This window comes from Citrobacter sp. RHBSTW-00859 (assembly GCF_013729795.1).
Lineage (GTDB): Bacteria > Pseudomonadota > Gammaproteobacteria > Enterobacterales > Enterobacteriaceae > Citrobacter > Citrobacter braakii.
Window position 1 is genome coordinate 2156718 of the sequence record NZ_CP056284.1, and the last position, 24427, is coordinate 2181144.

At 51.9% G+C, this 24427-nt stretch carries 27 protein-coding genes and 4 pseudogenes; 18 read left to right on the plus strand and 13 right to left on the minus strand.

Annotated features, from left to right (window positions below; all coding sequences use genetic code 11):
• Positions 1–22: 22 nt before the first annotated feature.
• A complete protein-coding gene (locus HV302_RS10775; RefSeq protein WP_181627326.1) occupies positions 23–1300 on the plus strand; it encodes a tail fiber domain-containing protein in 1278 nt (425 codons plus the stop codon).
• Between the two features lie 130 nt (positions 1301–1430).
• Here the strand turns inward: HV302_RS10775 and HV302_RS28565 are convergent.
• Positions 1431–1846: pseudogene (locus tag HV302_RS28565) on the minus strand (DinI family protein).
• Between HV302_RS28565 and HV302_RS28570 the strand changes: the two are divergent.
• Complete coding sequence (locus HV302_RS28570; RefSeq protein WP_441550365.1) at positions 1793–1990, plus strand: DNA polymerase V; 198 nt, start codon at positions 1793–1795, stop codon at positions 1988–1990. The pseudogene HV302_RS28565 and the gene HV302_RS28570 sit on opposite strands and share 54 nt — an antisense overlap.
• A gap of 2 nt (positions 1991–1992) precedes the next feature.
• Positions 1993–2382 (plus strand): HumD family translesion DNA polymerase, encoded by a 390-nt coding sequence (locus HV302_RS10790; protein WP_112029012.1) that lies wholly within the window; start codon positions 1993–1995, stop codon positions 2380–2382.
• Here HV302_RS10790 and HV302_RS10795 read toward each other — a convergent pair.
• Positions 2383–2655 (minus strand): annotated as a pseudogene (locus tag HV302_RS10795) (SOS response-associated peptidase family protein); the annotation flags it as partial.
• 71 nt (positions 2656–2726) lie between these two features.
• On the opposite strand from HV302_RS10795, the gene HV302_RS10800 reads away from it, so the two are divergent.
• Positions 2727–3895, plus strand: a protein-coding gene (locus HV302_RS10800; RefSeq protein ID WP_094461488.1) for an IS3-like element IS911 family transposase whose coding sequence is annotated in 2 segments (ribosomal slippage) — positions 2727–2976 and positions 2976–3895 — 1170 coding nt in all. Because the reading frame shifts where the segments join, the coding sequence is not laid out codon by codon here.
• Between the two features lie 8 nt (positions 3896–3903).
• Here the strand turns inward: HV302_RS10800 and HV302_RS10805 are convergent.
• The 3 genes and pseudogenes from HV302_RS10805 to HV302_RS10810 form a co-directional block, all read right to left on the minus strand.
• Positions 3904–4302: pseudogene (locus HV302_RS10805) on the minus strand (SOS response-associated peptidase family protein); the annotation flags it as partial.
• A 230-nt stretch (positions 4303–4532) separates the two neighbouring features.
• Positions 4533–4628, minus strand: a pseudogene (locus HV302_RS28290) (DUF72 domain-containing protein); the annotation flags it as partial.
• On the minus strand, positions 4625–5191 hold the full coding sequence (locus HV302_RS10810) for a hydrolase (protein WP_016153416.1): 567 nt from the start codon (positions 5189–5191) through the stop codon (positions 4625–4627). The gene HV302_RS10810 and the pseudogene HV302_RS28290, both read right to left, overlap by 4 nt.
• Positions 5192–5455: 264 nt before the next feature.
• On the opposite strand from HV302_RS10810, the gene aspS reads away from it, so the two are divergent.
• From aspS to ruvB, 6 genes are all read left to right on the plus strand, one after another.
• Complete coding sequence (gene aspS / locus HV302_RS10815; protein WP_016153415.1) at positions 5456–7228, plus strand: aspartate--tRNA ligase; 1773 nt, start codon at positions 5456–5458, stop codon at positions 7226–7228.
• 1 nt (position 7229) lies between these two features.
• Positions 7230–7673, plus strand: a complete 444-nt coding sequence (gene nudB / locus HV302_RS10820; RefSeq protein ID WP_016153414.1) for a dihydroneopterin triphosphate diphosphatase — start codon at positions 7230–7232, stop codon at positions 7671–7673.
• 28 nt (positions 7674–7701) lie between these two features.
• Positions 7702–8445 (plus strand): YebC/PmpR family DNA-binding transcriptional regulator, encoded by a 744-nt coding sequence (locus HV302_RS10825; protein WP_016153413.1) that lies wholly within the window; start codon positions 7702–7704, stop codon positions 8443–8445.
• A gap of 34 nt (positions 8446–8479) precedes the next feature.
• On the plus strand, positions 8480–9001 hold the full coding sequence (gene ruvC / locus HV302_RS10830; RefSeq protein WP_003034867.1) for a crossover junction endodeoxyribonuclease RuvC: 522 nt from the start codon (positions 8480–8482) through the stop codon (positions 8999–9001).
• Between the two features lie 80 nt (positions 9002–9081).
• Complete coding sequence (gene ruvA / locus HV302_RS10835; RefSeq protein WP_181627327.1) at positions 9082–9693, plus strand: Holliday junction branch migration protein RuvA; 612 nt, start codon at positions 9082–9084, stop codon at positions 9691–9693.
• Between the two features lie 8 nt (positions 9694–9701).
• A complete protein-coding gene (ruvB, locus tag HV302_RS10840; protein WP_016153411.1) occupies positions 9702–10712 on the plus strand; it encodes a Holliday junction branch migration DNA helicase RuvB in 1011 nt (336 codons plus the stop codon).
• Between the two features lie 74 nt (positions 10713–10786).
• Here the strand turns inward: ruvB and purB are convergent, their stop codons facing one another.
• Genes purB through rluE form a run of 5 tightly spaced genes read right to left on the minus strand, consistent with a single transcriptional unit; the run spans position 10787 to position 15095 of the window.
• Complete coding sequence (gene purB, locus HV302_RS10845; RefSeq protein ID WP_016153410.1) at positions 10787–12157, minus strand: adenylosuccinate lyase; 1371 nt, start codon at positions 12155–12157, stop codon at positions 10787–10789.
• Between the two features lie 3 nt (positions 12158–12160).
• Complete coding sequence (gene hflD / locus HV302_RS10850; protein ID WP_016153409.1) at positions 12161–12802, minus strand: high frequency lysogenization protein HflD; 642 nt, start codon at positions 12800–12802, stop codon at positions 12161–12163.
• A gap of 34 nt (positions 12803–12836) precedes the next feature.
• Complete coding sequence (mnmA, locus tag HV302_RS10855) at positions 12837–13943, minus strand: tRNA 2-thiouridine(34) synthase MnmA (protein WP_003832402.1); 1107 nt, start codon at positions 13941–13943, stop codon at positions 12837–12839.
• Between the two features lie 53 nt (positions 13944–13996).
• Positions 13997–14458, minus strand: coding sequence for an NUDIX hydrolase (locus HV302_RS10860; protein ID WP_016153407.1), 462 nt, complete (start codon positions 14456–14458; stop codon positions 13997–13999).
• Between the two features lie 13 nt (positions 14459–14471).
• Positions 14472–15095, minus strand: a complete 624-nt coding sequence (gene rluE / locus HV302_RS10865; protein WP_016156800.1) for a 23S rRNA pseudouridine(2457) synthase RluE — start codon at positions 15093–15095, stop codon at positions 14472–14474.
• Between the two features lie 202 nt (positions 15096–15297).
• Here rluE and icd point away from each other — a divergent pair, with 202 nt between their 5' ends.
• Complete coding sequence (gene icd / locus HV302_RS10870) at positions 15298–16548, plus strand: NADP-dependent isocitrate dehydrogenase (protein WP_003030769.1); 1251 nt, start codon at positions 15298–15300, stop codon at positions 16546–16548.
• 49 nt (positions 16549–16597) lie between these two features.
• On the opposite strand, the gene HV302_RS10875 is transcribed toward icd, so the two are convergent.
• Positions 16598–17971: an MFS transporter gene (locus HV302_RS10875; RefSeq protein WP_181627328.1), complete on the minus strand. Its 1374-nt coding sequence runs from the start codon at positions 17969–17971 to the stop codon at positions 16598–16600.
• A gap of 174 nt (positions 17972–18145) precedes the next feature.
• On the opposite strand from HV302_RS10875, the gene kdgR reads away from it, so the two are divergent.
• On the plus strand, positions 18146–18937 hold the full coding sequence (kdgR, locus tag HV302_RS10880) for a DNA-binding transcriptional regulator KdgR (protein WP_016156798.1): 792 nt from the start codon (positions 18146–18148) through the stop codon (positions 18935–18937).
• 112 nt (positions 18938–19049) lie between these two features.
• Here the strand turns inward: kdgR and HV302_RS10885 are convergent, their stop codons facing one another.
• Positions 19050–19289: a YobH family protein gene (locus HV302_RS10885; protein WP_016153403.1), complete on the minus strand. Its 240-nt coding sequence runs from the start codon at positions 19287–19289 to the stop codon at positions 19050–19052.
• A gap of 164 nt (positions 19290–19453) precedes the next feature.
• Between HV302_RS10885 and mgrB the strand changes: the two genes are divergently transcribed.
• The 6 genes from mgrB (at position 19454) to rlmA (ending at position 23796) form a co-directional block, all read left to right on the plus strand.
• Complete coding sequence (mgrB, locus tag HV302_RS10890; RefSeq protein ID WP_016153402.1) at positions 19454–19597, plus strand: PhoP/PhoQ regulator MgrB; 144 nt, start codon at positions 19454–19456, stop codon at positions 19595–19597.
• Positions 19598–19671: 74 nt separating this feature from the next.
• Positions 19672–19956, plus strand: coding sequence for a YebO family protein (locus HV302_RS10895; protein WP_047358298.1), 285 nt, complete (start codon positions 19672–19674; stop codon positions 19954–19956).
• A 636-nt stretch (positions 19957–20592) separates the two neighbouring features.
• Positions 20593–20736: a DUF2627 domain-containing protein gene (locus HV302_RS10900; RefSeq protein WP_006684179.1), complete on the plus strand. Its 144-nt coding sequence runs from the start codon at positions 20593–20595 to the stop codon at positions 20734–20736.
• A 12-nt stretch (positions 20737–20748) separates the two neighbouring features.
• Complete coding sequence (gene cspE / locus HV302_RS10905; protein ID WP_001062678.1) at positions 20749–20958, plus strand: transcription antiterminator/RNA stability regulator CspE; 210 nt, start codon at positions 20749–20751, stop codon at positions 20956–20958.
• 219 nt (positions 20959–21177) lie between these two features.
• Positions 21178–22923, plus strand: coding sequence for a peptidoglycan glycosyltransferase FtsI (gene ftsI / locus HV302_RS10910; RefSeq protein WP_065554706.1), 1746 nt, complete (start codon positions 21178–21180; stop codon positions 22921–22923).
• Positions 22924–22986: 63 nt separating this feature from the next.
• Positions 22987–23796: a 23S rRNA (guanine(745)-N(1))-methyltransferase gene (rlmA, locus tag HV302_RS10915; RefSeq protein ID WP_103283743.1), complete on the plus strand. Its 810-nt coding sequence runs from the start codon at positions 22987–22989 to the stop codon at positions 23794–23796.
• Here rlmA and mntP read toward each other — a convergent pair.
• The gene (mntP, locus tag HV302_RS10920; RefSeq protein ID WP_146086834.1) at positions 23793–24359 is read right to left on the minus strand and encodes a manganese efflux pump MntP; all 567 of its coding nucleotides are present in this window, start codon (positions 24357–24359) and stop codon (positions 23793–23795) included. The two genes, rlmA and mntP, sit on opposite strands and share 4 nt — an antisense overlap.
• Between the last annotated feature and the right edge of the window lie 68 nt (positions 24360–24427).

The following is a 24427-nucleotide window of genomic DNA, read 5'->3' on the forward strand; positions in this document are numbered from 1 at the left end:
TATCTGAATTCAGGAGATATCCATGTCAGCAGGAACTTTAACCCTGACGAATAACTCTGCTGCGGTGTCAGGGGCAGGAACGTCATTCACCACAGATCTGGCGGGCGGAGATTTTATAGTTGTTACTGTCGGCGGCATTCCCTATACACTCCCGGTAAAATCCGTGGAAAGCGGCGCAGCACTGACACTGGTCAGTAACTTTACCGGACCTACTCAGGCCGGTGCAGCCTGGTCAGCTGTTCCGCGGGTAGCTCTGAACATGGTAACTGCGGCCCTGGTAACTCAGAGCGCCGAAGCTCTGCGCGGGCTGAACTACGACAAACAGAACTGGCAGCAGATATTTAGTAACCCCGCAACCGCAACATTTAAGTTGCCCGATGGCAGTTCCTTCACTGGCCCGTCATGGAAATATCTGTCTGACAATATGGCGACCAAGAGCGGCGGGGCCGTTCCTGTGAACCAGGGCGGTACCGGTTCGACAACCGCATCAGGCGCTCGCACAAACCTCGATTTAGGAGACAGTGCCACGATGAGCGTTGGAACAGTTGCAGGAACGGTGGCCGCAGGCGATGATTCGCGGTTTGGTACCGTCAACAATAAAACAGGTGGGACGATCACCAGCAAAGTAACGATAAACGATAAGTTAGTCACTAACGGAGGAACCCCCGGGACGTATGAAACCGCGCTCGCCAGTCCTGGGTACAAACAACCGCCAGTTAACGATTCCTCTGCGACAAGCGCGGTTTTCGGAAATTCATTCGAATATAGCAATGGTAGTGGATTTGCGTTAACTACGGGGTTTGGCGCGGTAGGTAATGGCACTAGTGCATGGCCTTCAACAGTTCTGATGCAGGCTGCAAATAACGTTGCTTATGGTGCCAGAATCTGGACGTTCTCGATGTCTACCGGGGATTTAATTTGTAACGGCTTCGGGAACCAGGGGGGGTCGTATATTTTTACAAAAGCTGCAATGTCTGCCAGAGAGCTTAAGAATGACATCAAGTACAACGATGGCTTGCGGTCCTATGAAAACGTCAAAAAATTATCGCCCTGTACCTTTATCTATAAGGATGACAAGAAAGGGCGTACCCGCCGGGGGGTGATCGCCCAGGACATCCGTGAGATTGATGAGGAGTATGTGAAGGAGGTGCCGAACCGCTTAGACGGAACAAGCTTACTGGCTCTTGATACCAATGTACTTCTGCTCGATACGATGCTGGCGCTTAACTACGTCATTAAGCAACTTGAAAATACGCAGAAAGAATTAACGGGGCTAAAAAATAGCTTTGTGCAGCCATGATATGGATGCCGCAACCACACCGTATGCAAGAGCATGATTGCGGCCGACTGGCGAACGTTCGATAGTGCGAGTATTGAATGATTGCCAGTCATGGCGGATTGTACTTAAGCAATATGACGGTTCAAGGCGTTTAATCTGAAACCAGCCACATATCAGCCTCTTCAAACATTTCCTGAACAGTACGGCTTATCTGCTCCTTCTCATGCTTGCTGGCGTCAGTGTTGATCGCCGGCAGTGTCATCATCGGTTTAACCCGGACATCAGCATCGGGGAAGATCCGGTGAACCCTCTTACTCAACTCGCCCAGAATGATATCTTTTGCACCGGGCAGACCATCAAAATTCCTTTTGTCATAAACGAGTTCCACGAACATTGAACATTGCTCCTTTACTGTATGGATATACAGTATTTATACTGTGTTTTTATCCGGTGTTCAAGAGGGGTTAAATGATGCCACGACGTAGCGATATTGAATTAGCCTGGTATGCTTCGATACAGCAAGAACCGAATGGCCGGAAGACTGTCACCACACAGCGATTTGTTCAGGAACTGAGCAAGGTTAACTGGAACTGGACGATGAAACAGGCCAATGAATGGATCGAGTGGTATGTGACAACGTTCCGCGATGTATCAACGCAGGAAGGCGAAAACCGTACCTTTCAGCTGTTCAATCCAAACGGAGGACTATAGCTATGGGCTTTCCTTCACCTGCGGCAGATTATGTTGAAACACGAATCTCCCTCGATCAGCAGCTAATCAGTCAGCCCGCAGCGACTTATTTCATGCGGGCATCGCGTTCACATTTCAGGGAAGGGATAATCCAGGGAGCGTTGCTTGTTGTGGATGCGTCACTTACTGCCTGCGATGGTTCACTGCTGATATGTGCAATCGACGGAGAATTCAGGATCAAGCGATATCGGACTCATCCTCAGCCCCACCTGGTTAATCTGGAGAACGGGAGAAGGGAAGCGCTGCCAGCAGATGATGACGGTTACAGTTCTGCACCCGCTATATTCGGGGTGATCACGTACATCATTAATGATGCCAGGAACGCGGAGTTTGATGACTGCCCGGTGATGTAATCATATTGGCTGTATTAGTTCGGAGCCCTGATTTTTCACATTCCCGACGGCACGCGTCACGGCATGCCATATAAATTTATCAGCCGGCACGGAACCGTCGGCTGCAATTTCCGCCGCTTCTTTCCCTCCAATGTCCTGCCTCATCCATTCTCGAGCGGCTTCTGGTGACAGTACCAGTGGTCGCCTGTCGTGAATATCTACCAGTCCTTTGTCTGCAACTGCCGTCACTATCAGAAATCCTTCTGCTTCATCTCCACGTTCAAATGGTGTGCTGAAGTGGCACACTGAATTTGGCCACCTGAACAGAGGTGATATGCTCACCTCAGAACAACACAGGTGCTCCAATGAAAAAAAGAAATTTCAGCGCAGAGTTTAAACGCGAATCCGCTCAACTGGTTGTTGACCAGAACTACACGGTGGCAGATGCCGCCAAAGCTATGGATGTTGGCCTTTCCACAATGACAAGATGGGTCAAACAACTGCGTGATGAGCGTCAGGGCAAAACACCAAAAGCCTCTCCGATAACACCAGAACAAATCGAAATACGTGAGCTGAGGAAAAAGCTACAACGCATTGAAATGGAGAATGAAATATTAAAAAAGGCTACCGCGCTCTTGATGTCAGACTCCCTGAACAGTTCTCGATAATCGGGAAACTCAGAGCGCATTATCCTGTGGTCACACTCTGCCATGTGTTCGGGGTTCATCGCAGCAGCTACAGATACTGGAAAAACCGTCCTGAAAAACCAGACGGCAGACGGGCTGTATTACGCAGTCAGGTACTTGAGCTACATGGCATCAGCCACGGTTCGGCCGGAGCAAGAAGCATCGCCACAATGGCAACCCGGAGAGGCTACCAGATGGGACGCTGGCTTGCTGGCAGGCTCATGAAAGAGCTGGGGCTGGTCAGCTGTCAGCAGCCGACTCACCGGTATAAACGTGGTGGTCATGAACATGTTGCTATCCCTAACTACCTTGAACGGCAGTTCGCCGTGACCGAGCCAAATCAGGTGTGGTGCGGTGATGTGACCTATATCTGGACGGGTAAGCGCTGGGCGTACCTCGCCGTTGTTCTCGACCTGTTCGCAAGAAAACCAGTGGGCTGGGCCATGTCGTTCTCGCCGGACAGCAGGCTCACCATGAAAGCGCTGGAAATGGCATGGGAAACCCGTGGTAAGCCCGGCGGGGTGATGTTCCACAGCGATCAGGGCAGTCATTATACGAGCAGGCAGTTCCGGCAGTTATTGTGGCGATACCAGATCAGGCAGAGTATGAGCCGGCGCGGAAATTGCTGGGATAACAGCCCAATGGAACGCTTCTTCAGAAGTCTGAAGAACGAATGGATACCGGTGGTGGGTTACGTAAGCTTCAGCGAGGCAGCTCACGCCATAACGGATTATATCGTTGGATATTACAGCGCACTAAGACCGCACGAATATAACGGTGGGTTACCCCCAAACGAATCGGAAAATCGATACTGGAAAAACTCTAACTCGGTGGCCAGTTTTTGTTGACCACTTCAGCTGCCGATCGCCGCCATGAATATCGGCTGGCCATCGGCTCGATGAATGAAGTAGGGCTGCTTTTTGTCACCTTCCTTTTTCCATTCATACCAGCCATCAGCAAAGCAAATGGCACGACCATGCTGCCAGAGTGGTTTAAACATTCTGCTGGTGGCCGCAGTTTCAGAGCGTGCGTTAATTAGCGGTGGTTTATCCCACCATCCGGGGGCGTATCCCCAGATAACTGGATCAAGATGGAGTTTCTCGTCACGTTCGCTCAGAAGCAGAACTTTGGTGCCTGGCGCGACGTTAAAACGTCCGATCGGTTCGGGATCGTAATGGATATCGCGTTCTGCTTCTTCAGTAAGCAGAACGAGATAGTCTTCACGCGTCATTGACTGTGAAAAGCGTCCACACATAGAAACCTCCCAATTTACAACATACAGAAAGTATAGAAGTTATAGGCAGCGGACGGTCGGTTTATGGGGCAAGGATGGGACAAAAATGCCAGTTATGGGGCATGAATGGGACATTATTGCACACATGAAGTTTACCGAATTTCATGTGATGCTATTTTTTAATGCTTTGAATATACTAAAGAAAACACATGCTCTTGGGCGTTCTTTAGTGATTTTTAAAATGCCCGCGTCACGCAGTTAAAGTGGCGGGCATACTCTTCAAGGCTGGTGATCCCCAGACGCACCCATTTGGGATGCGCCCACTGGGGTAAACCGATATAAATCATAGCGCTTGCAGGATCTCATCCACGCTGCGTACGCGTGCGATACGCGGGAAAATATGCGTCATGCTGCCCTGATGTTGCTCAGCGCTGGCGGCACTACAGGCGTTTTCTGCAACGATCAGATTAAAACCCAGCTCCCACGCATTTCGCGCCGTTGACTCCACGCCAATATTTGTGGAAATGCCGCACAGGACGATGGTCTCGATGCCCCGACGACGCAGTTGTAATTCCAGATCGGTGCCGTAGAAAGCTCCCCACTGGCGTTTGGTCACTTCGAGGTCGCTGGCGCATTTACCCAGAGCGCCCGGGTAATTCCACCAGTTTTCGGGTAACGCTTTGGCCGGAGCGTGAGCATCAACTGGCTGTTTCAGCGCTTCGGCATAATCGTCAGACCAGCCGACGCGCACCATTACCACCGGGGAACCGTGGGCACGGAATTTTTCCGCCAACTGCGCGGCGCGGGCAACCACGTCGTTTGCCGAGTATGGGCCGCCAGCGAAAGGCAGGATACCTTCCTGTAGATCAATAACAACAAGAGCGGTTGTTTTTGCGTTCAGTTCCAGCATGATCACTCCAGTAAAAAAAGAATTCCGTTACACCTTAATCGCGAATCAGTGTGAAAGGGACGACAATTTTTGTTATTTTTTGTGAGATTACGCAATGCCCGTCCAGGAAACAGGCGTACAGTCAGTACCGGACTTATCGTGCGGCAGAATTTCCAGTATAATAGCCGCCTTTTTTCATTCAGTTGTGACATTCAGCTAAAGCTGCGACTTCGTCACCTGCGAGACAGGTGACAATCCGCCTGCGGCAAAGTTAAGGGATATCTCATGCGTACAGAATATTGCGGACAGCTACGTCTGTCCCACGAGGGGCAGCAGGTGACTCTGTGTGGTTGGGTCAACCGTCGTCGTGATCTTGGTAGCCTGATCTTTATCGATATGCGCGACCGCGAAGGTATCGTGCAGGTATTTTTCGATCCGGACCGTGCGGATGCGTTAAAGCTGGCCTCCGAACTGCGTAATGAGTTCTGTATCCAGGTTACGGGCACCGTGCGTGCGCGTGACGCGAAAAACGTCAACGCCGATATGGCGACTGGCGAAATTGAAGTGCTGGCCTCCGATCTGACCATCATCAACCGTTCAGACTCGCTGCCGCTGGACTCTAACCATGTAAACACCGAAGAAGCGCGACTGAAGTATCGCTACCTGGATCTGCGTCGCCCTGAAATGGCGCAGCGCCTGAAAACGCGTGCAAAAATTACCAGCCTGGTGCGTCGTTTTATGGACGATCACGGCTTCCTCGACATCGAAACTCCGATGCTGACCAAAGCTACGCCAGAAGGCGCGCGCGATTACCTGGTTCCTTCTCGTGTTCATAAAGGTAAGTTCTACGCGCTGCCGCAGTCTCCTCAGCTGTTTAAACAGCTGCTGATGATGTCCGGTTTTGACCGCTACTATCAGATCGTAAAATGCTTCCGTGATGAAGACTTACGTGCTGACCGTCAGCCTGAATTTACTCAGATCGACGTTGAGACTTCCTTCATGACCGCGCCGCAGGTGCGTGAAGTGATGGAAGCGCTGGTGCGTAACCTGTGGCTGGAAGTTAAAGGTGTGGATCTGGGTGATTTCCCGATCATGACCTTTGCCGAAGCCGAGCGTCGTTACGGTTCTGATAAACCAGACCTGCGTAACCCGATGGAACTGGTTGACGTTGCCGATCTGGTGAAAGGCGTTGAGTTCGCCGTGTTCTCTGGTCCGGCGAACGACGCGAAAGGCCGTGTGGCTGCCCTGCGTGTACCGGGCGGTGCGAGCTTAAGCCGTAAACAGATCGACGATTACGGTAACTTTATTAAGATTTACGGCGCGAAAGGTCTGGCTTACATCAAAGTCACCGAGCGTGCGAAAGGCCTGGAAGGCATCACCAGCCCGGTTGCTAAGTTCCTGAACGCAGAAATCGTAGACGCGATTCTGGAGCGTACTGGTGCGCAAGACGGCGACATGATTTTCTTCGGTGCCGACAACAAGAAAGTGGTGGCCGACGCGATGGGTGCGCTGCGTCTGAAACTGGGCAAAGACCTGAACATTACCGACGAAGCCAAATGGGCGCCGCTGTGGGTTATCGACTTCCCGATGTTTGAAGACGATGGTGAAGGCGGGCTGACCGCGATGCACCACCCGTTCACCGCGCCAAAAGACATGACTGCCGCTGAGCTGAAAGCTGCGCCGGAAGACGCGGTTGCCAACGCGTACGATATGGTCATCAACGGCTATGAAGTGGGCGGTGGTTCCGTGCGTATTCACAACGGTGATATGCAGCAGACCGTATTCGGCATTCTGGGCATTAACGAGCAAGAACAGCGCGAGAAGTTCGGCTTCCTGCTGGATGCGCTAAAATACGGTACACCGCCGCATGCGGGCCTGGCGTTTGGTCTGGATCGCTTGACTATGCTGCTGACCGGTACTGACAACATTCGTGACGTTATTGCCTTCCCGAAAACCACGGCTGCAGCGTGTCTGATGACTGAAGCGCCAAGCTTTGCCAATGAAGCCGCGCTGGCGGAACTGAGCATTCAGGTTGTTAAGAAGGCCGAGAATAACTGATATGAGATACAAACAGCCTGTCTCGGTGTTAGTCGTGATTTATGCAAAGGACACCGGGAGAGTGCTGATGTTACAGCGACGCGACGATCCTGATTTCTGGCAGTCGGTCACCGGCAGTCTTGAAGAGGGTGAAACCGCGTCGCAAGCCGCGATGCGCGAAGTAAAGGAAGAGGTCGCCATTGATGTTGCGACTGAGCAACTGACCTTAATTGACTGTCAGCGCACGGTGGAATTTGAGATTTTTAGCCATTTACGTCATCGCTATGCGCCGGGAATTGAGCGTAATACTGAATCCTGGTTTTGCCTGGCACTTCCCTCTGAACGAGAGATCGTGTTCACCGAACATCTGACCTACCGTTGGGTTAATGCGCACGAAGCCGCGCAGTTAACCAAGTCGTGGAGTAACCGGCAGGCGATTGAAGAGTTTGTAATTAACGTCGCCTGAAAAGGCGCGCTTTTTGGAGAGATTATTTATGGCAGGTCATAGTAAATGGGCCAACACCAGACATCGTAAAGCAGCGCAGGATGCTAAACGCGGTAAAATTTTCACCAAAATCATTCGTGAGCTGGTGACGGCAGCCAAACTGGGCGGCGGCGATCCGGATGCTAACCCACGTCTGCGCGCCGCGGTTGATAAAGCGCTGGCAAATAACATGACCCGTGACACCCTGAACCGTGCAATCGCGCGTGGTGTTGGTGGCGACGATGATGCGAACATGGAAACCATCATCTATGAAGGTTACGGTCCTGGCGGAACAGCCGTTATGATTGAGTGTCTGTCTGACAACCGTAACCGTACCGTTGCGGAAGTGCGTCACGCATTCACTAAAACGGGCGGCAACCTCGGTACCGACGGTTCCGTAGCTTACCTGTTCAGCAAAAAAGGCGTGATCTCTTTTGAACAAGGCGACGAAGACGCCATTATGGAAGCGGCACTGGAAGCGGGCGCTGAAGACGTTGTGACCTTCGACGACGGCGCGATTGACGTTTACACCGCGTGGGAAGAGATGGGCAAAGTGCGTGATGCGCTGGAAGCGGCTGGTCTGAAAGCGGACGCGGCTGAAGTGTCTATGATCCCCTCCACCAAAGCGGATATGGATGCAGAAACGGCGCCGAAGCTGATGCGTCTGATCGATATGCTGGAAGACTGCGACGACGTGCAGGAAGTTTACCACAACGGCGAAATCTCCGATGAGGTTGCTGCAACGCTCGAATGATGTGGTTAAGCCATAAACTAACAGGAGATGCGTGATGTCTATCATTCTCGGCATTGATCCGGGGTCGCGCATCACCGGTTATGGCGTAATCCGTCAGGTCGGCAGACAGCTGACCTACCTCGGTAGCGGCTGCATTCGCACCAAAGTCGACGATCTTCCATCACGTCTGAAGTTGATTTATGCAGGCGTGACGGAAATCATCACCCAGTTCCAGCCCGACTATTTTGCCATTGAGCAGGTCTTTATGGCGAAGAATGCCGACTCGGCGCTAAAGCTGGGGCAGGCGCGCGGCGTGGCGATCGTTGCGGCTACCAATCAGGATCTTCCGGTCTTTGAATACGCGGCCCGCCAGGTAAAACAGACCGTGGTAGGTATCGGCAGCGCGGAAAAAAGCCAGGTTCAGCATATGGTGCGCACGCTGCTAAAACTCCCGGCAAATCCGCAGGCGGATGCCGCGGATGCGCTGGCGATTGCTATTACCCATTGCCACGTCAGCCAGAACGCCATGCAAATGAGCGAGTCGCGGCTGAATCTGGCGCGAGGTCGGTTACGTTAGTGACAAATGAGGCTGGATATCTATCCAGCCTTTTTTTATGATAGCGCATTACCTTTTAGCCCTTAACGCAGGAGCGTCACGTGATAGGCAGACTCAGAGGCATCATTCTTGAAAAACAACCCCCGCTGGTCCTTCTGGAAACCGGCGGAGTAGGCTATGAAGTCCATATGCCGATGACCTTTTTCTACGAGTTGCCGGAAGCCGGGCAGGAAGCGATTATCTTCACCCATTTTGTGGTGCGTGAAGACGCTCAACTGCTATATGGTTTTAACAACAAACAAGAACGCACGCTGTTTAAAGAGTTAATCAAAACCAATGGCGTCGGGCCGAAGCTGGCGCTGGCGATCCTCTCTGGTATGTCTGCACAGCAGTTCGTTAATGCCGTTGAGCGCGAAGAGCTTGGCGCGCTGGTGAAATTACCGGGCATCGGTAAGAAAACCGCAGAGCGTTTGATTGTGGAAATGAAAGACCGCTTTAAAGGCCTGCATGGCGATCTCTTCACGCCGGCGGCGGATCTGGTCCTGACCTCTCCGGCCAGTCCTGCAACGGATGACGCCGAGCAGGAAGCGGTTGCTGCGCTGGTGGCGTTAGGCTATAAACCACAGGAAGCCAGCCGCATGGTGAGCAAAATTGCTCGCCCTGATGCCAGCAGTGAAACCCTGATTCGTGAAGCGCTTCGCGCGGCATTGTGAGGTAAAGGATGATTGAAGCAGATCGCCTGATTTCGGCTGTCAGCACGACCCCTGAAGATCTGGTGGATCGCGCGATCCGCCCCAAATTGCTGGAAGAGTATATTGGCCAGCCTCAGGTGCGTTCGCAAATGGAGATTTTTATCCAGGCGGCGAAGCTGCGCGGTGAAGCCCTCGATCACCTGCTGATTTTCGGTCCTCCAGGTCTCGGTAAAACCACGCTTGCCAATATTGTTGCCAATGAAATGGGCGTTAATCTGCGCACCACTTCCGGTCCGGTACTGGAAAAAGCGGGCGATCTGGCGGCAATGCTCACCAACCTTGAACCGCACGATGTGCTGTTTATCGATGAAATCCATCGCCTGTCACCGGTGGTGGAAGAGGTGCTGTATCCGGCGATGGAAGATTATCAGCTGGATATCATGATTGGCGAAGGACCAGCCGCACGTTCGATTAAGATCGATCTGCCGCCGTTTACCCTGATCGGGGCGACGACGCGCGCCGGTTCGTTAACGTCTCCGCTGCGTGACCGCTTCGGTATTGTACAGCGCCTGGAATTCTATCAGGTGGCAGACCTGCAGCACATTGTTGGACGCAGCGCCCGCTTTATGGGACTGGAAATGAGCGATGAAGGCGCATTGGAAGTGGCACGCCGCGCCCGTGGTACGCCGCGTATCGCCAACCGTTTATTACGCCGGGTACGCGACTTCTCCGAAGTGAAGCATGACGGCACAATTTCAGCAGATATCGCCGCTCAGGCACTGGATATGCTCAATGTGGATGCGGAAGGATTCGATTATATGGACCGTAAGCTGCTGCTGGCGGTTATCGATAAATTCTTCGGCGGACCGGTAGGACTGGATAACCTGGCGGCGGCGATTGGGGAAGAGCGTGAAACCATTGAGGACGTGCTGGAGCCGTATCTGATTCAGCAAGGTTTTCTGCAGCGAACTCCGCGCGGACGTATGGCAACGGTGCGGGCGTGGAACCACTTTGGCATTACACCGCCGGAAATGCCATAAGATCCAATAATCCCTAATGGCGCTACGCCTGGCAGGCCTACGATATGATGCAGGCCTGACAGGCGTAAAACAGATTACTTCAGTTCATCAACCATGGTGACGGCGCGACCAATGTAATTGGCCGGCGTCATTGCTTTCAGGCGTGTTTTCTCGTCTTCAGGCAGCGCCAGACCGTCGATAAACTGCTTCATACCTTCGGCGTCAACGCGTTTGCCGCGGGTCAGTTCCTTCAGCTTCTCGTATGGTTTTTCAATGCCATAGCGACGCATCACGGTCTGGATCGGCTCTGCCAGCACTTCCCAGTTATGATCCAGTTCATCCAGCAGATGATCGCGGTTCACTTCCAGTTTGCTCACACCTTTCAGCGTGGACTGATAAGCGATCAGTGCATAGCCAATCCCCACGCCCAGGTTACGCAGAACGGTAGAGTCCGTCAGATCGCGCTGCCAGCGGGAGACCGGCAGTTTGCTCGCCAGATGCTGCAGAACCGCGTTAGACAGGCCCAGGTTACCCTCGGAGTTTTCGAAATCGATTGGGTTCACCTTGTGCGGCATGGTGGAGGAGCCAATTTCACCCGCGATGGTTTTCTGTTTGAAATGGTTCAGCGCCACGTAACCCCAGACATCGCGGTCGAAGTCGATCAGGATAGTGTTGAAACGGGCGATGCAATCAAACAGCTCGGCAATGTAGTCGTGCGGCTCAATCTGCGTGGTGTACGGATTCCACTGGATGCCCAGCGAGGTGACAAATTCTTCGCTGAACTGATGCCAGTCCACTTCCGGATAAGCGGCGATGTGGGCGTTATAGTTACCGACTGCACCGTTGATTTTGCCGAGAATTTCGACCTGATTGAGCTGGCGGTACTGACGCTCCATACGGTAAGCCACGTTAGCCATTTCTTTGCCCAGCGTAGACGGGGTTGCTGGCTGACCGTGGGTACGGGAGAGCAGAGGAATATCGCGATACTGTACGGACAAATCTTTCACCGCGTCGATAAGCTTGCGCCAGTACGGCAGAACAACTTCGTCACGGGCGGTTTTCAGCATCAGCGCGTGAGACAGGTTGTTGATGTCTTCTGAGGTACACGCGAAGTGGATGAACTCGGAAACAGCGTGCAGTTCCGGGATATCCGCCACTTTCTCTTTCAGGAAATACTCAACTGCCTTCACGTCATGGTTGGTCGTACGCTCAATGGTTTTAATACGCGCAGCATCTTCTTCATTGAAGTTAGCGACAATCGCATCAAGGAAACCGATTGCGTCGGCAGCAAAAGCAGGAACTTCCTTGATCGCTGCGTGCGCGGCCAGTTTTTGCAGCCAGCGTACTTCAACTTGTACACGGAATTTCAGCAAACCGTATTCGCTGAAAATCCCGCGCAGCGCGCTGACTTTATCGCCGTAGCGTCCATCGACAGGGGAAACGGCGGTCAGTGAGGATAATTCCATAGATCACAACTCCGGGGTTAAATGAGCAAGAATTTGTTTAGCCTGAGTCGTCAGGCGATTACGAGAAAACATGAGTTGCAGACGGCCTCCACCAACCTGATGCCAGAGCACGGCAGCGCGAATGCCAGCCAGCAGGGAAGCGCGTACTTTAGCCTGAACCTGTGGGCTCTGAAGGATGGCCGGGGAGCCCGTAACCTGAATACGTGGGCCGAGTGGGCTGATGACGTCAACATAAATGCCTGCCATCGCACTCATCAACGTTTCTGACTGCAAATCAAAATGGTCCAGTTGGCGCTGCAAGCCGTTGATGCGGTCTCCCAGCGTGTCCATCGCGCCTTTAGCGGCTGACAGCTTACGCTCCAGCACCATCAGGCTTAACGTGTAGCGGGTGAGTTCCGCGTTCAGCCCCTGACGACTGCTGGCGTTGAGCACGCCGAGCATCGTTTCCAGACCTAAACGCAGGTTGGCCTCGCTGCCGCCAAACACGCCCAGCGTAGAGCTGGGATTCATGTCGATGACACTGTTCAGTGAAACGTGCAATGCATCGGCATCACAATGCCCCTGGTGCGCCAGTTCCTGCACCAGGCGTGCCGACTGACAAATGCCTGCCAGAGCGAGGGTGATGTCATAATAATTCTTTGCCACGTTCACTGCTTCCTTGTATTAGATGTGTAAGTAATTATACCGGCAGAGGCAATCGTTGTTCGATAATGCCGCCGCCGAGGCACACTTCGCCATTGTAAAAGACAGCCGACTGACCCGGCGTTACCGCCGCGACTGGCTCGTCGAAAATGACTTCAATACGCTCAGCATCCAGCGCCTTAACGGTGCACGGAATGTCGGTCTGACGATAGCGGGTTTTCACCGTGCAACGCATTGTGCCGGTGAACGGTTCGCGATCGACCCAGTGCAGCTGTTGCGCCACCAGGCCAACGGACATCAGACGCGGGTGTTCATGACCCTGAGCAACAACCAGAATGTTGTTCTCGACATCTTTATCCACCACGTACCACGGATCTTCCGTGCCTTCTTTCGTCCCGCCAATGCCCAGACCTTTACGCTGACCCAGCGTGTGGTACATCAGCCCCTGATGCTGGCCAATCTCTTCGCCATCAACGGTGATGATTTTGCCAGGCTGAGCCGGCAGGTAACGACCGAGAAACTCGCGGAACTTACGTTCGCCGATGAAGCAGATACCGGTTGAGTCTTTTTTCTTGGCCGTAATCAGACCGAGATCTTCGGCAATTTTACGCACCTGCGGTTTTTCCAGTTCGCCTACCGGGAACAGGCTCTGCGCGATTTGTTCATGACCGAGCGTGTAGAGGAAATAGCTCTGGTCTTTATTGCCATCAAGTCCACGCAGCAGGCGGCTTTTGCCGTCGACGTCGGCGCGGCGCACATAGTGACCGGTGGCGATATAATCGGCACCTAAATCTTCGGCGGCAAACTCGAGGAAGGCTTTAAACTTGATTTCTTTATTGCACAGAATATCGGGGTTTGGCGTACGGCCCGCTTTGTACTCTTCAAGGAACAGTTCAAAGACGTTGTCCCAGTATTCTGCAGCAAAGTTGACGGTATGCAGTTCAATGCCGAGTTTGTCACAGACAGCCTGCGCATCTGCAAGATCGGCGGCCGCTGTGCAATATTCCTCGCCATCGTCCTCTTCCCAGTTCTTCATGAACAGGCCTTCTACCTGATAACCCTGTTGTTGCAACAGCCAGGCAGAAACGGAGGAATCGACACCGCCGGACATGCCGACGATCACTTTTTTTGGGCTTTCAGACATAGGAATACTCACGACATTGAACTTCAAGGCGGCATATTCTAGCACGCAGCCCCTTACTTGACACCCTCTGTAAACGGCCAGTTAAATTCGCCGATCATCGCCAGCGGGTAGCGCTGTCCGCTCTGATAGCAACGAATACTCTCCGCAACCAACGGCGAGCGCAGATTTGGCGCTGAGAGAACCTCTTCTGCGCTGACCCAGCGACAGCAATCTATATCGCTGTCATGAGGTTCAGTAGCGCACATATTGGCAAGCTCGATAGAAAACAGAAAACGTAAAAAGGGCGTTTTGTCCGGCGCAATCCATTGATGCATCCGGATGAAGTGTTGCGGCTGCGCTTTGATGCCCGTCTCTTCCCACAGTTCGCGAGCGGCGGCTTGCACCAGGGTTTCATCCGCTTCCAGATGTCCTGCAGGTTGATTCCACAGGGCTTTGCCATTGATTGTTTCCTCAACGACTAAGAACTTATCTTCTGCATGCACAATGCAGGCGACCGTGACGTGCGGTTTGAACATACCTGTTCCTTATTCAGTTAGTTGCATCCCGCCATTGACCGTTGGCGAGATTTTCCAGCGTGTAATCTCCCATGGCATAGCGGATGAGGCGCAGCGTCGGGAATCCAACATGCGCTGTCATACGACGAACCTGGCGGTTACGGCCTTCATATAAAGTAACTTTCAGCCAACTGGTGGGGATATTTTTCCGTTCCCGAATAGGCGGGTTTCTCGGCCACAGCCAGGTGGGTTCCTCTACTATTTCAATACCTGCGGGCAGCGTGGGACCATCATTGAGCGTCACCCCGGTACGCAGCGCATCCAGCGCTTCTGCTGTCGGCTCGCCTTCGACCTGGACGTAATAGATTTTCCCCGTACGCTTGCCGGGTTGCGTTAACCGCGCCTGCAGCGCGCCGTCATTGGTCAGCACCAAAAGTCCTTCGCTGTCCCGGTCGAGTCGGCCCGCAGCATAGATTCCCGGCACGGGAATAAAATCTTTTAACGTGCTTCTGCCCGCCTCGTCAGTAAATTGTGGCAAAACATCGTAGGGTTTATTGAACAAAACCACGCGTTTTGGCTGGTTTTCTTTACGCTGCCTGGTGACTTGTCGTGAGCTGAATCGCTCAACCCGGTGATTTCTAAAAGAAGTTTTTTGCATGGTATTTTCAGATTATATCAATTGCCGCATTATAGCCTAAGAACGAGTGTCTTTCATGGCGACGAACATTAGGGTAGTATTGACATGCTCATTACAAAACATTAACAAAAAATTGCTCTAACGCATTCGTGCAGCAGGACGCAAACGCACATGCAGCGCGATGACAGACGAGCAGAACCAGAAGCGCTCGAAGGAGAGGTGAATGGAAAGCAAAGTAGTTGTTCCGGCGGAAGGTAAGAAGATCACCCTGCAAAACGGCAAACTCAACGTTCCTGAAAATCCGATTATCCCGTTCATTGAAGGCGACGGTATCGGCGTTGATGTAACCCCACCGATGATCAAAGTTGTCGATGCTGCTGTCGAGAAAGCCTATAAAGGCGAGCGTAAAATCTCCTGGATGGAAATCTACACCGGCGAGAAATCCACTCAGGTTTATGGCCAGGACGTCTGGCTGCCTGCTGAAACCCTTGATCTGATTCGTGAATATCGTGTTGCCATCAAAGGCCCACTGACCACCCCAGTTGGCGGCGGTATTCGCTCTCTGAACGTTGCCCTGCGTCAGGAACTTGACCTGTATGTCTGCCTGCGCCCGGTGCGTTATTACCAGGGCACGCCTAGCCCGGTTAAGCACCCTGAACTGACCGACATGGTCATCTTCCGTGAAAACTCCGAAGATATCTACGCAGGTATCGAATGGAAAGCGGACTCTGCAGATGCCGAGAAAGTGATTAAATTCCTGCGCGAAGAGATGGGCGTGAAGAAAATCCGCTTCCCGGAGCATTGCGGTATTGGTATCAAACCGTGTTCTGAAGAAGGGACTAAACGTCTGGTTCGTGCGGCGATCGAATACGCCATCGCTAACGATCGTGATTCTGTTACCCTGGTACACAAAGGTAACATCATGAAATTCACCGAAGGCGCGTTCAAAGACTGGGGTTACCAGTTAGCGCGTGAAGAATTCGGTGGTGAACTGATCGACGGCGGTCCATGGGTGAAAATCAAGAACCCGAAAACCGGTAAAGAGATCGTGGTTAAGGATGTTATCGCCGATGCGTTCCTGCAACAGATCCTGCTGCGTCCGGCTGAATATGATGTGATTGCCTGTATGAACCTTAACGGCGACTACATCTCTGATGCGCTGGCCGCACAGGTTGGTGGTATTGGTATCGCGCCGGGCGCGAACATCGGTGACGAATGTGCGCTGTTCGAAGCAACCCACGGTACTGCACCGAAGTATGCAGGTCAGGATAAAGTGAACCCAGGTTCCATTATTCTGTCCGCTGAAATGATGCTGCGCCACATGGGTTGGGTAGAAGCGGCTGACCTGATTGTTAAAGGTATGGAAGGCGCAATCAACGCCAAGACCGTAACCTATGACTTCGAACGTCTGATGGATGGCGCTAAGCTGCTGAAATGTTCTGAGTTTGGTGACGCAATCATCGAAAACATGTAATCCAGATACTGGGTTGTGTGAAAACGGGAACCGAGAGGTTCCCGTTTTTTTATGCCTGAACTCGCGGTTGCGTAATGCGTAATCCACTCACAATTGCTGCCAGCGAGGCCAGAATGCCTGCGGCTATCAGCGAGACGTGCGTTCCACTGTCGCCAAACTGGTTTAGCATCAGCGCGACCAGCGCGGCCCCGGTACTCTGACCCAGCAAGCGCGCCGTCCCCAGCATACCGCTCGCCCCACCGCTGCGTTCACGAGGCGCGGAGGTGATGATGGTGTGATTATTTGGGGACTGGAACAAGCCAAAGCCTGCGCCGCACAGAATCATCGGCCAGATGATATTAAAATCGGAGGGGGAAACGGGCAGCAGCACCAGCGAAAACAACCCGCTGGCCATCAACGCCATGCCCAGTGCGCCCAACAGCCCGGCGTGAACGCGTTCAATCAGATATCCCGCCAGCGGCGCCATCACCATGGTTGCCAGTGGCCATGGCGTCAACAGCAGGCCTGTTTCGACCTCGCTGCGTCCGAGCACCGTTTGCATAAAGAAGGGCAGGGAAACCAATGCCAGCATTTGTGCGCAGAATGAACATATCGAGGTACAAATCGAGAGTGAAAATAGTGGAATGCGTAACAGGTCTACCGGCAGTAACGGCACCTCCAGCGCGAGCTGGCGTCGGATAAAGAAAAAACCCACCACCATAAGCGCCACAAGCTCGGCACCAATCAGTTTTAGCGACTGTCCTTGTGCAAAGCCGCTGAGCGCCGTAATTAACAAGCCAAACGTTAAGGCATTCATTACCGCACTGGGCAGGTCAAAGCGTGGTTTAGTGCCGCGGGACGCATTGGCTGGCAAAAAACGCATCGCCAGCAACAGGGCGACTATTCCCAGCGGGACGTTAATCAGAAACAGCCATTTCCAGGAGGCAATAGAAAGAATTGCTGCGGCAATGGTCGGACCCGCAGCCGAGGAGACCGCGACGATAAAAGAGTTAACCCCCATCCCTCGCCCGAGCTGACGCTGGGGATAAATAAGTCGGATCAATGCCGTATTCACGCTCATTAGCGCCGCGCCGCCAAAACCCTGGGCGACGCGAGCCAGCGTTAGCATGTGCAACGAATCTGACAAGGCACAAAATAGCGATGCAAGCAGGAACACGACCAGGCCACACTTATAAATGCGCCGGTAACCGAACATATCGCCTAAAAAAGAGAGGGACAGGAGCGAAACGACGATCGCGATTTGATAGGCGTTTACAATCCAGATTGAGCTGGCAGGTGAGGCCTGAAGATCGGCGGCGATAGTTGGCAGGGCCACGTTCGCTATTGCACCGTCGAGTACTGCCATAGAAATGCCAATAACAATGGTTAAAATTGCGCCATATCGCTGGGGCAATTGCAGACCATCGGCCTGAATTTTTTCCATAGAAAGTCGATATTTGTGGAATTTATGATGAGAGTAATAATTTTAGCATTGATATTCAGGTGTTAGGTCGCAGATTTGTAACTAAGTGAGCAAAGAGCGATTGCGAGGGTTGGTACGTGAAATTATAATAAAAACCGGTTCTGATTTTTATAAAACACTCGAAAGGGGTGATAAATGGCAATCGCAGATCTGGATAAGCAACCCGATTCTGTATCTTCCGTGCTGAAAGTTTTTGGCATTCTGCAGGCGCTGGGTGAAGAGCGCGAAATTGGTATTACCGAGTTGTCGCAACGCGTCATGATGTCGAAAAGCACCGTTTATCGCTTTTTGCAGACCATGAAAACGCTGGGTTATGTGGCACAGGAAGGGGAGTCTGAGAAATACTCACTGACCCTGAAATTATTCGAGCTGGGCGCGCGCGCGTTGCAAAACGTCGATCTTATCCGTAGCGCTGACATTCAGATGCGCGAACTTTCGCGCCTGACCAAAGAGACTGTACACCTCGGTGCGCTGGATGAAGACAGCATCGTCTACATTCACAAAATCGACTCTATGTACAATCTGCGCATGTATTCCCGCGTTGGTCGTCGTAATCCGCTGTACAGTACGGCTATCGGTAAAGTTCTGCTGGCATGGCGTGACCGCGATGAAGTGAAGCAGATTCTGGATGGCATTGAGTACAAACGCAGCACCGATCGTACCATTACGAATACTGATGAATTACTGTTACTGCTGGATAAAGTACGTGAGCAGGGTTACGGCGAAGATAACGAAGAACAGGAAGAAGGCCTGCGCTGCATCGGCGTACCGGTGTTTGACCGTTTCGGCGTGGTTATTGCGGGGTTGAGTATTTCATTCCCAACGCTGCGTTTCTCAGAAGAGCGTTTACACGAGTATGTGGCAATGCTGCATACGGCAGCGCGCAAGATTTCAGAACAAATGGGCTATAACGACTATCCGTTCTAATCTGACGTAATCGCGAATGTTAAAAACCCCAGGTGTTTTGTACCTGGGGTTTTTTATAAACAGTCATAACGTTACCTGGCGTAAATAACGTATCGAATGTAATGTTGCATTATTAGCCGTTATCGATAATGACCGTGCTTTTCCTTAACAGGGGACAATCCGACAGGCCAATGATACCGCTACTGGTGTGGACGTACTGTGCCGTGCTGGTTCCACGGGCAGTCAGATATTGGCATTGCAGACCCAGACCGGCAGCATTCTCCTTACTTCCAATCAAAATTCCATAGCCGCTCAATAATAAACCGATCCAAACCAGAGCTAACAACACAATAGCGCGGATAATCAGACGCATTACAACCTCTTATCTTTTCTCATTGTTATTAGATTAGCCTGTACACGGTATGAAACAAGTCAATCATTCCTAAAAAGATTGAATGCCTATACAGTTAACGCTGGGTTTAGGTAACGCATGATAATTTATAGACATAAGATGTGGAGTTGAAGAGTGGAGCTGGAGTGAAAAAAATTCGCTGGGTAGTGCTGATTGTTGTTGTACTGGTATGCATACTGATGTGGGCGCAGGTGTTCAACATCATGTGCGATCAGGACGTACAATTTTTCAGCGGTATTTGTGCCTTCAATAAATTTATTCCCTGGTAAGCGCATTTTCGCAACAGTTGATTACCTTCTTGTGCGGCAGTGGTAAACTACACTGTCTACATTGAGGTGGTAAAATGAACGAAGTTTTGAATTCTGGCGCGTTGAGTTTTGCGCCTTTAGCGGTATCGGTGGTGGTTCTGATTGTTGGGCTTGTTCTTTGGTTTTTTATCAATCGGGCAAGTTCGCGTACTAACGAGCAGATTGAGCTGCTTGAGGCATTGTTAGATCAGCAAAAAAGACAGAACGCTTTGTTACGTCGCCTTTGCGAAGCTAACGAACCCGAGAAAGCAGCAGAGCCTACTGCACTGCCCATTAAGGATGAAGACGATGACATCATCCGCCTGGTAGCTGAGCGGTAAAAAAGGTATGGCAGGATGAGGAACGGCTGTTGTTGTTCTCAGTTGCTTCATCCTGTCGTCAGCGCGTCAGATTATTTTCTTCTGTCCCCGTCGTGTAATTGGCGGCCGGGCAGTCATCTATTCTCAGTATTTTCAGATGCTCCGACTAATTAATATCTTATCCCCAGTCTGATATAAATATAATCTTCCATACGTAAAAAATATGATTATGTCATTTTTGTGATAACGATCGTTTTATTAACAGCGAAACGTTTCTCTTACTTTTTTTGTGCCTTGTCATCATTCTTTCATTATTTTGGTGCAAAACCAGAAGGCGGATCTCATTTTTACGCTTGTGACATTTTATGCATTACTAAGCATAAAAAATGATATCTGGCAGAACCCGTAACAGATAACCTGGAACAACTGAAACTATTGAGCTATGGTAGAAATATCCCGGCTATGGCGCAAGTCAGGCGGGGATAGGGGAGAGAGGCGAGAATATAATTCTACTCGATCTGGCGCATAACTGTGCAGTTGCTGTTTGATGGACGACGGGATTTGTGCGACCGATCGAGACACGTTTAAAAATGGCTTGCCATTATTAACGTTGTATGTGATAACACGTTTTGGGTTAAACGAGGTACAGTTCTGTTTATGTGTGGCATTTTCAGTAAAGAAGTCCTGAGTAAACACGTTGACGTTGAATACCGCTTCTCTGCCGAACCTTATATTAGTGCCTCAAGCAGTAATGTCTCAGTTTTATCTATGTTATGCCCGCGGGCGAAGAAAATACTCTAAGGAATTTTGCAAATGGCAAAGATTAAAGGTCAAGTTAAGTGGTTCAACGAGTCTAAAGGTTTTGGTTTCATTACTCCGGCTGATGGCAGCAAAGACGTGTTCGTACACTTCTCCGCTATCCAGGGTAACGGCTTCAAAACTCTGGCTGAAGGCCAGAACGTTGAGTTCGAAATTCAGGACGGCCAGAAAGGTCCGGCTGCTGTTAACGTAACAGCTATCTGATCGACACCACTGATTTGAAGCGCTTTTGCGCATCCATCTCAGATATAAAGCCTCGCTTATGCGGGGCTTTTTAATTCAAATTACGTCAAAATATTACTGAATGCCCATCCATTAGCGCTTTGTTGCAAAGGCGTGATGTTCGTAGCATAGTTTTCCCCGCTTTCTTGCGGCATTTCCCGTTAAATCAGACACCTGAAAAACTATCTTGTTGGAGATCGGGTGAAAAAGAAAAACGACGGCGATGCGCGCAATTTTACTCCCGTACGTTTTGCCCTGCTTTGCGTGGCAATATTATTGAGCCTTGGATTGCTGCTGGGGCGGGTTGCGTGGTTGCAAATTGTCACGCCGACGAATCTGGTAAAACAGGAAGACATGCGTTCCTTACGCGAGGTGTCCATCGCTTCGCCGCGCGGAATGATAACCGACAGAGAAGGGCGACCGCTGGCGGTAAGCGTTCCGGTTAACGCCGTCTGGGCCGATCCGAAGACGATTATCAGCAAGGGTGGCGTTGGCTATAACGAACGTTGGCAGGCGTTAGCGAAGACGCTGCATATTTCGCTCAGCACGCTGGCTGAACGCGTTAACAGCAATCCAGCCGGGCGGTTTATCTATCTGGCGCGCCAGATCTCTCCTCAGCAGGCAGAATGGGTCGACAAACTGGATCTGCCGGGAATCAACCTGCGTGAAGAGTCCCGCCGCTTTTATCCCGCCGGACATGTTGCAGCCAATCTGATTGGTTTCACCAACATTGACGGTCAGGGGATTGAAGGGCTGGAGAAAAGCTTCAATAGCCAGTTGATGGGCAAACCTGGCTCCCGCCTGGTACGGAAAGACAAATTTGGCCATGTCATCGAAAATATCACGGAAGTGATGCCGGTGCCTGCGCATGAATTACAGCTCAGCATTGATGAGCGTTTGCAGACGGTTACTGAAGACGCGCTGGACAATGCCGTGACATGGAATAAAGCGGAGTCAGGGGCCGCAGTGCTGGTCAACATTGCCACCGGCGAAATACTCTCCATGGCAAGCTTTCCCGATTTCAATCCCAATAACCGTGATGGCGCGGTACTGGATGATTTTCGTAATCGTGCGATTAGCGATACCTTTGAACCCGGTTCAACCGTAAAACCACTGGTGATTATGACCGCTCTGCAGCAGGGGATAGTACAGCCTGACAGTGTGATTGATACTCATCCTTTTATTGTTGATGGGCATCGCATCCGCGACGTCGGATTTTACCCGGAGCTATCGCTGACCGGGATTTTGCAGAAATCGAGCGATACCGGCGTGTCACACCTTTCGCTGGCGATGCCGGTACAGAAATTACTGAATACCTATAAAAGCTTTGGCTTTGGCGATCCAACCGGACTGGGTTTAACCGGGGAAAGTCGCGGATTAATGCCTCAACGCCGCTACTGGAGCGATCTGGACCGGGCAACCTTCGCATTTGGTTATGGATTAATGGTGACGCCGCTCCAGCTGGCGCATGTATATGCCACCATCGGCAGTTTTGGTATCTATCGACCCCTTTCTATTACGCGTATCGATCCGCCGGTAATAGGTACGCGAGTGATGCCGGAGGCGTTGGTTCACCAGGTTGAACATATGATGGAAAGCGTCGCGCTACCCGGCGGCGGGGGAACCAAGGCCGCGGTCAGAGATTATCGCGTCGCGGTTAAGACCGGAACGGCAAAGAAAATTGGCGATGACGGCAAATATGTCGATAAATATGTGGCCTATACGGCGGGCGTTGCGCCAGCAAGCGACCCAAAGTTCGCGCTGGTTGTGGTTATAAATAACCCGCAAAACGGTGCTTATTATGGGGGGGCAGTCTCCGCGCCTGTATTCAGCCAGATAATGGGCGATGTCCTGCGTCTGGAAAACGTAAAGCCGGACGGTATGCCTCCCGACTCCGAGCATCTGCTGGTAATGCACGGCAGCAACGTATCCTCGCCGTCGCTGTAAGTTATTTTCCCAGGGCGCAATTCGCGTTACACTTGCGCCCTTAAGTCACCTGCCGGAGTTGTCATGTCGTTTTCCTGTCCTCTTTGCCACCAGCCTCTTACTCAAGCGAATAACAGTTTTGTCTGCCCTGGGCGGCACCAGTTTGACGTGGCGAAAGAAGGGTATGTCAACTTACTGCCGGTTCAGCACAAACGGTCGCGCGATCCGGGTGATAGCGCGGAGATGATGCAGGCGCGCCGGGCATTTCTCGATGCCGGACATTATCAGCCGCTGCGCGATGCAATTGTGGATGCGCTCACCCAGAGGTTGAGTTCAGAAGATGCGGCGATCCTGGATATTGGCTGTGGGGAAGGGTATTACACCCATGCGTTTGCTGATGCTCTGACGGGCTGTACAACCTTTGGTCTTGACGTCTCTAAAGTGGCGATTAAGTCCGCAGCCCGACGTTATTCGCAGGTGACCTTTTGCGTTGCCTCCAGCCATCGCCTGCCGTTTGCCGACGAGTCAATGGATGCCACCATCCGGATCTATGCGCCCTGTAAAGCGCCGGAGCTGGCTCGCGTGGTAAAACCGGGTGGCTGGGTTATTACCGCCACGCCGGGTCCGCGTCATTTAATGGAGCTGAAAGGGCTGATTTATGATGAGGTGCGTTTGCATGCGCCACACACTGAGCAACTGGACGGTTTTGTTCTGCAAGAGAGTCTTGCGCTGGGGTATCAGATGCAGCTCAAAGGTAGCGAGGCCGTTGCGTTACTGCAAATGACGCCGTTCGCCTGGCGGGCAAAGCCGGAAGTGTGGGAAACGTTAGCCGGAAAAACGACGTTTGACTGCCAGACAGACTTTAGTATTCATATCTGGCAGCGCCTGAATTAACCGTGGAAGTGTGCCCAGAGGATCTGGGCGCCAATACCTATCAGTACCAGCCCGCCCAAAATTTCAGCTCGCTTGCCCAGCATTGGGCCAATGAAACGACCGATCATCATGCCGAGCGTAGACATAATCAACGTGGCGCAGCCGATGGCCAGCGCTGTGGTAATAATGTTGACCTGCAGGAAAGCCAGACCCACCCCGACGGCCATTGCGTCGAGACTGGTTGCAATGGCGGTGGTGACCAGCAGCCAGAAGCCATGGCGGCGCTGTGGCTCTTCATCTTCATCCCCGTCGTCGCGAAAGCCTTCTATTATCATTCGTCCGCCTAAAAAGATCAGCAGAATGAAGGCGATCCAATGGTTCCACTCCAGTACAAATTTGCTGGCGAGCATACCCATGCCCCAGCCAATGAGCGGCGTAAGCGTTTCAACGGCGCCGAAAATAAGGCCGGTGCGCAGTGCTTCAGAAAATTTGGGTTTATGCAGGGTGGCGCCTTTGCCAATTGATGCAGCGAAAGCATCCATCGACATGCCGAAAGCAAGAAGAACAGTAGCGGTGAGATTCATAACAGCGTCCTGACCGGGGTATCCATAACACACATCACTGCCCCCAGTAACCATGCATACAGGCTGGA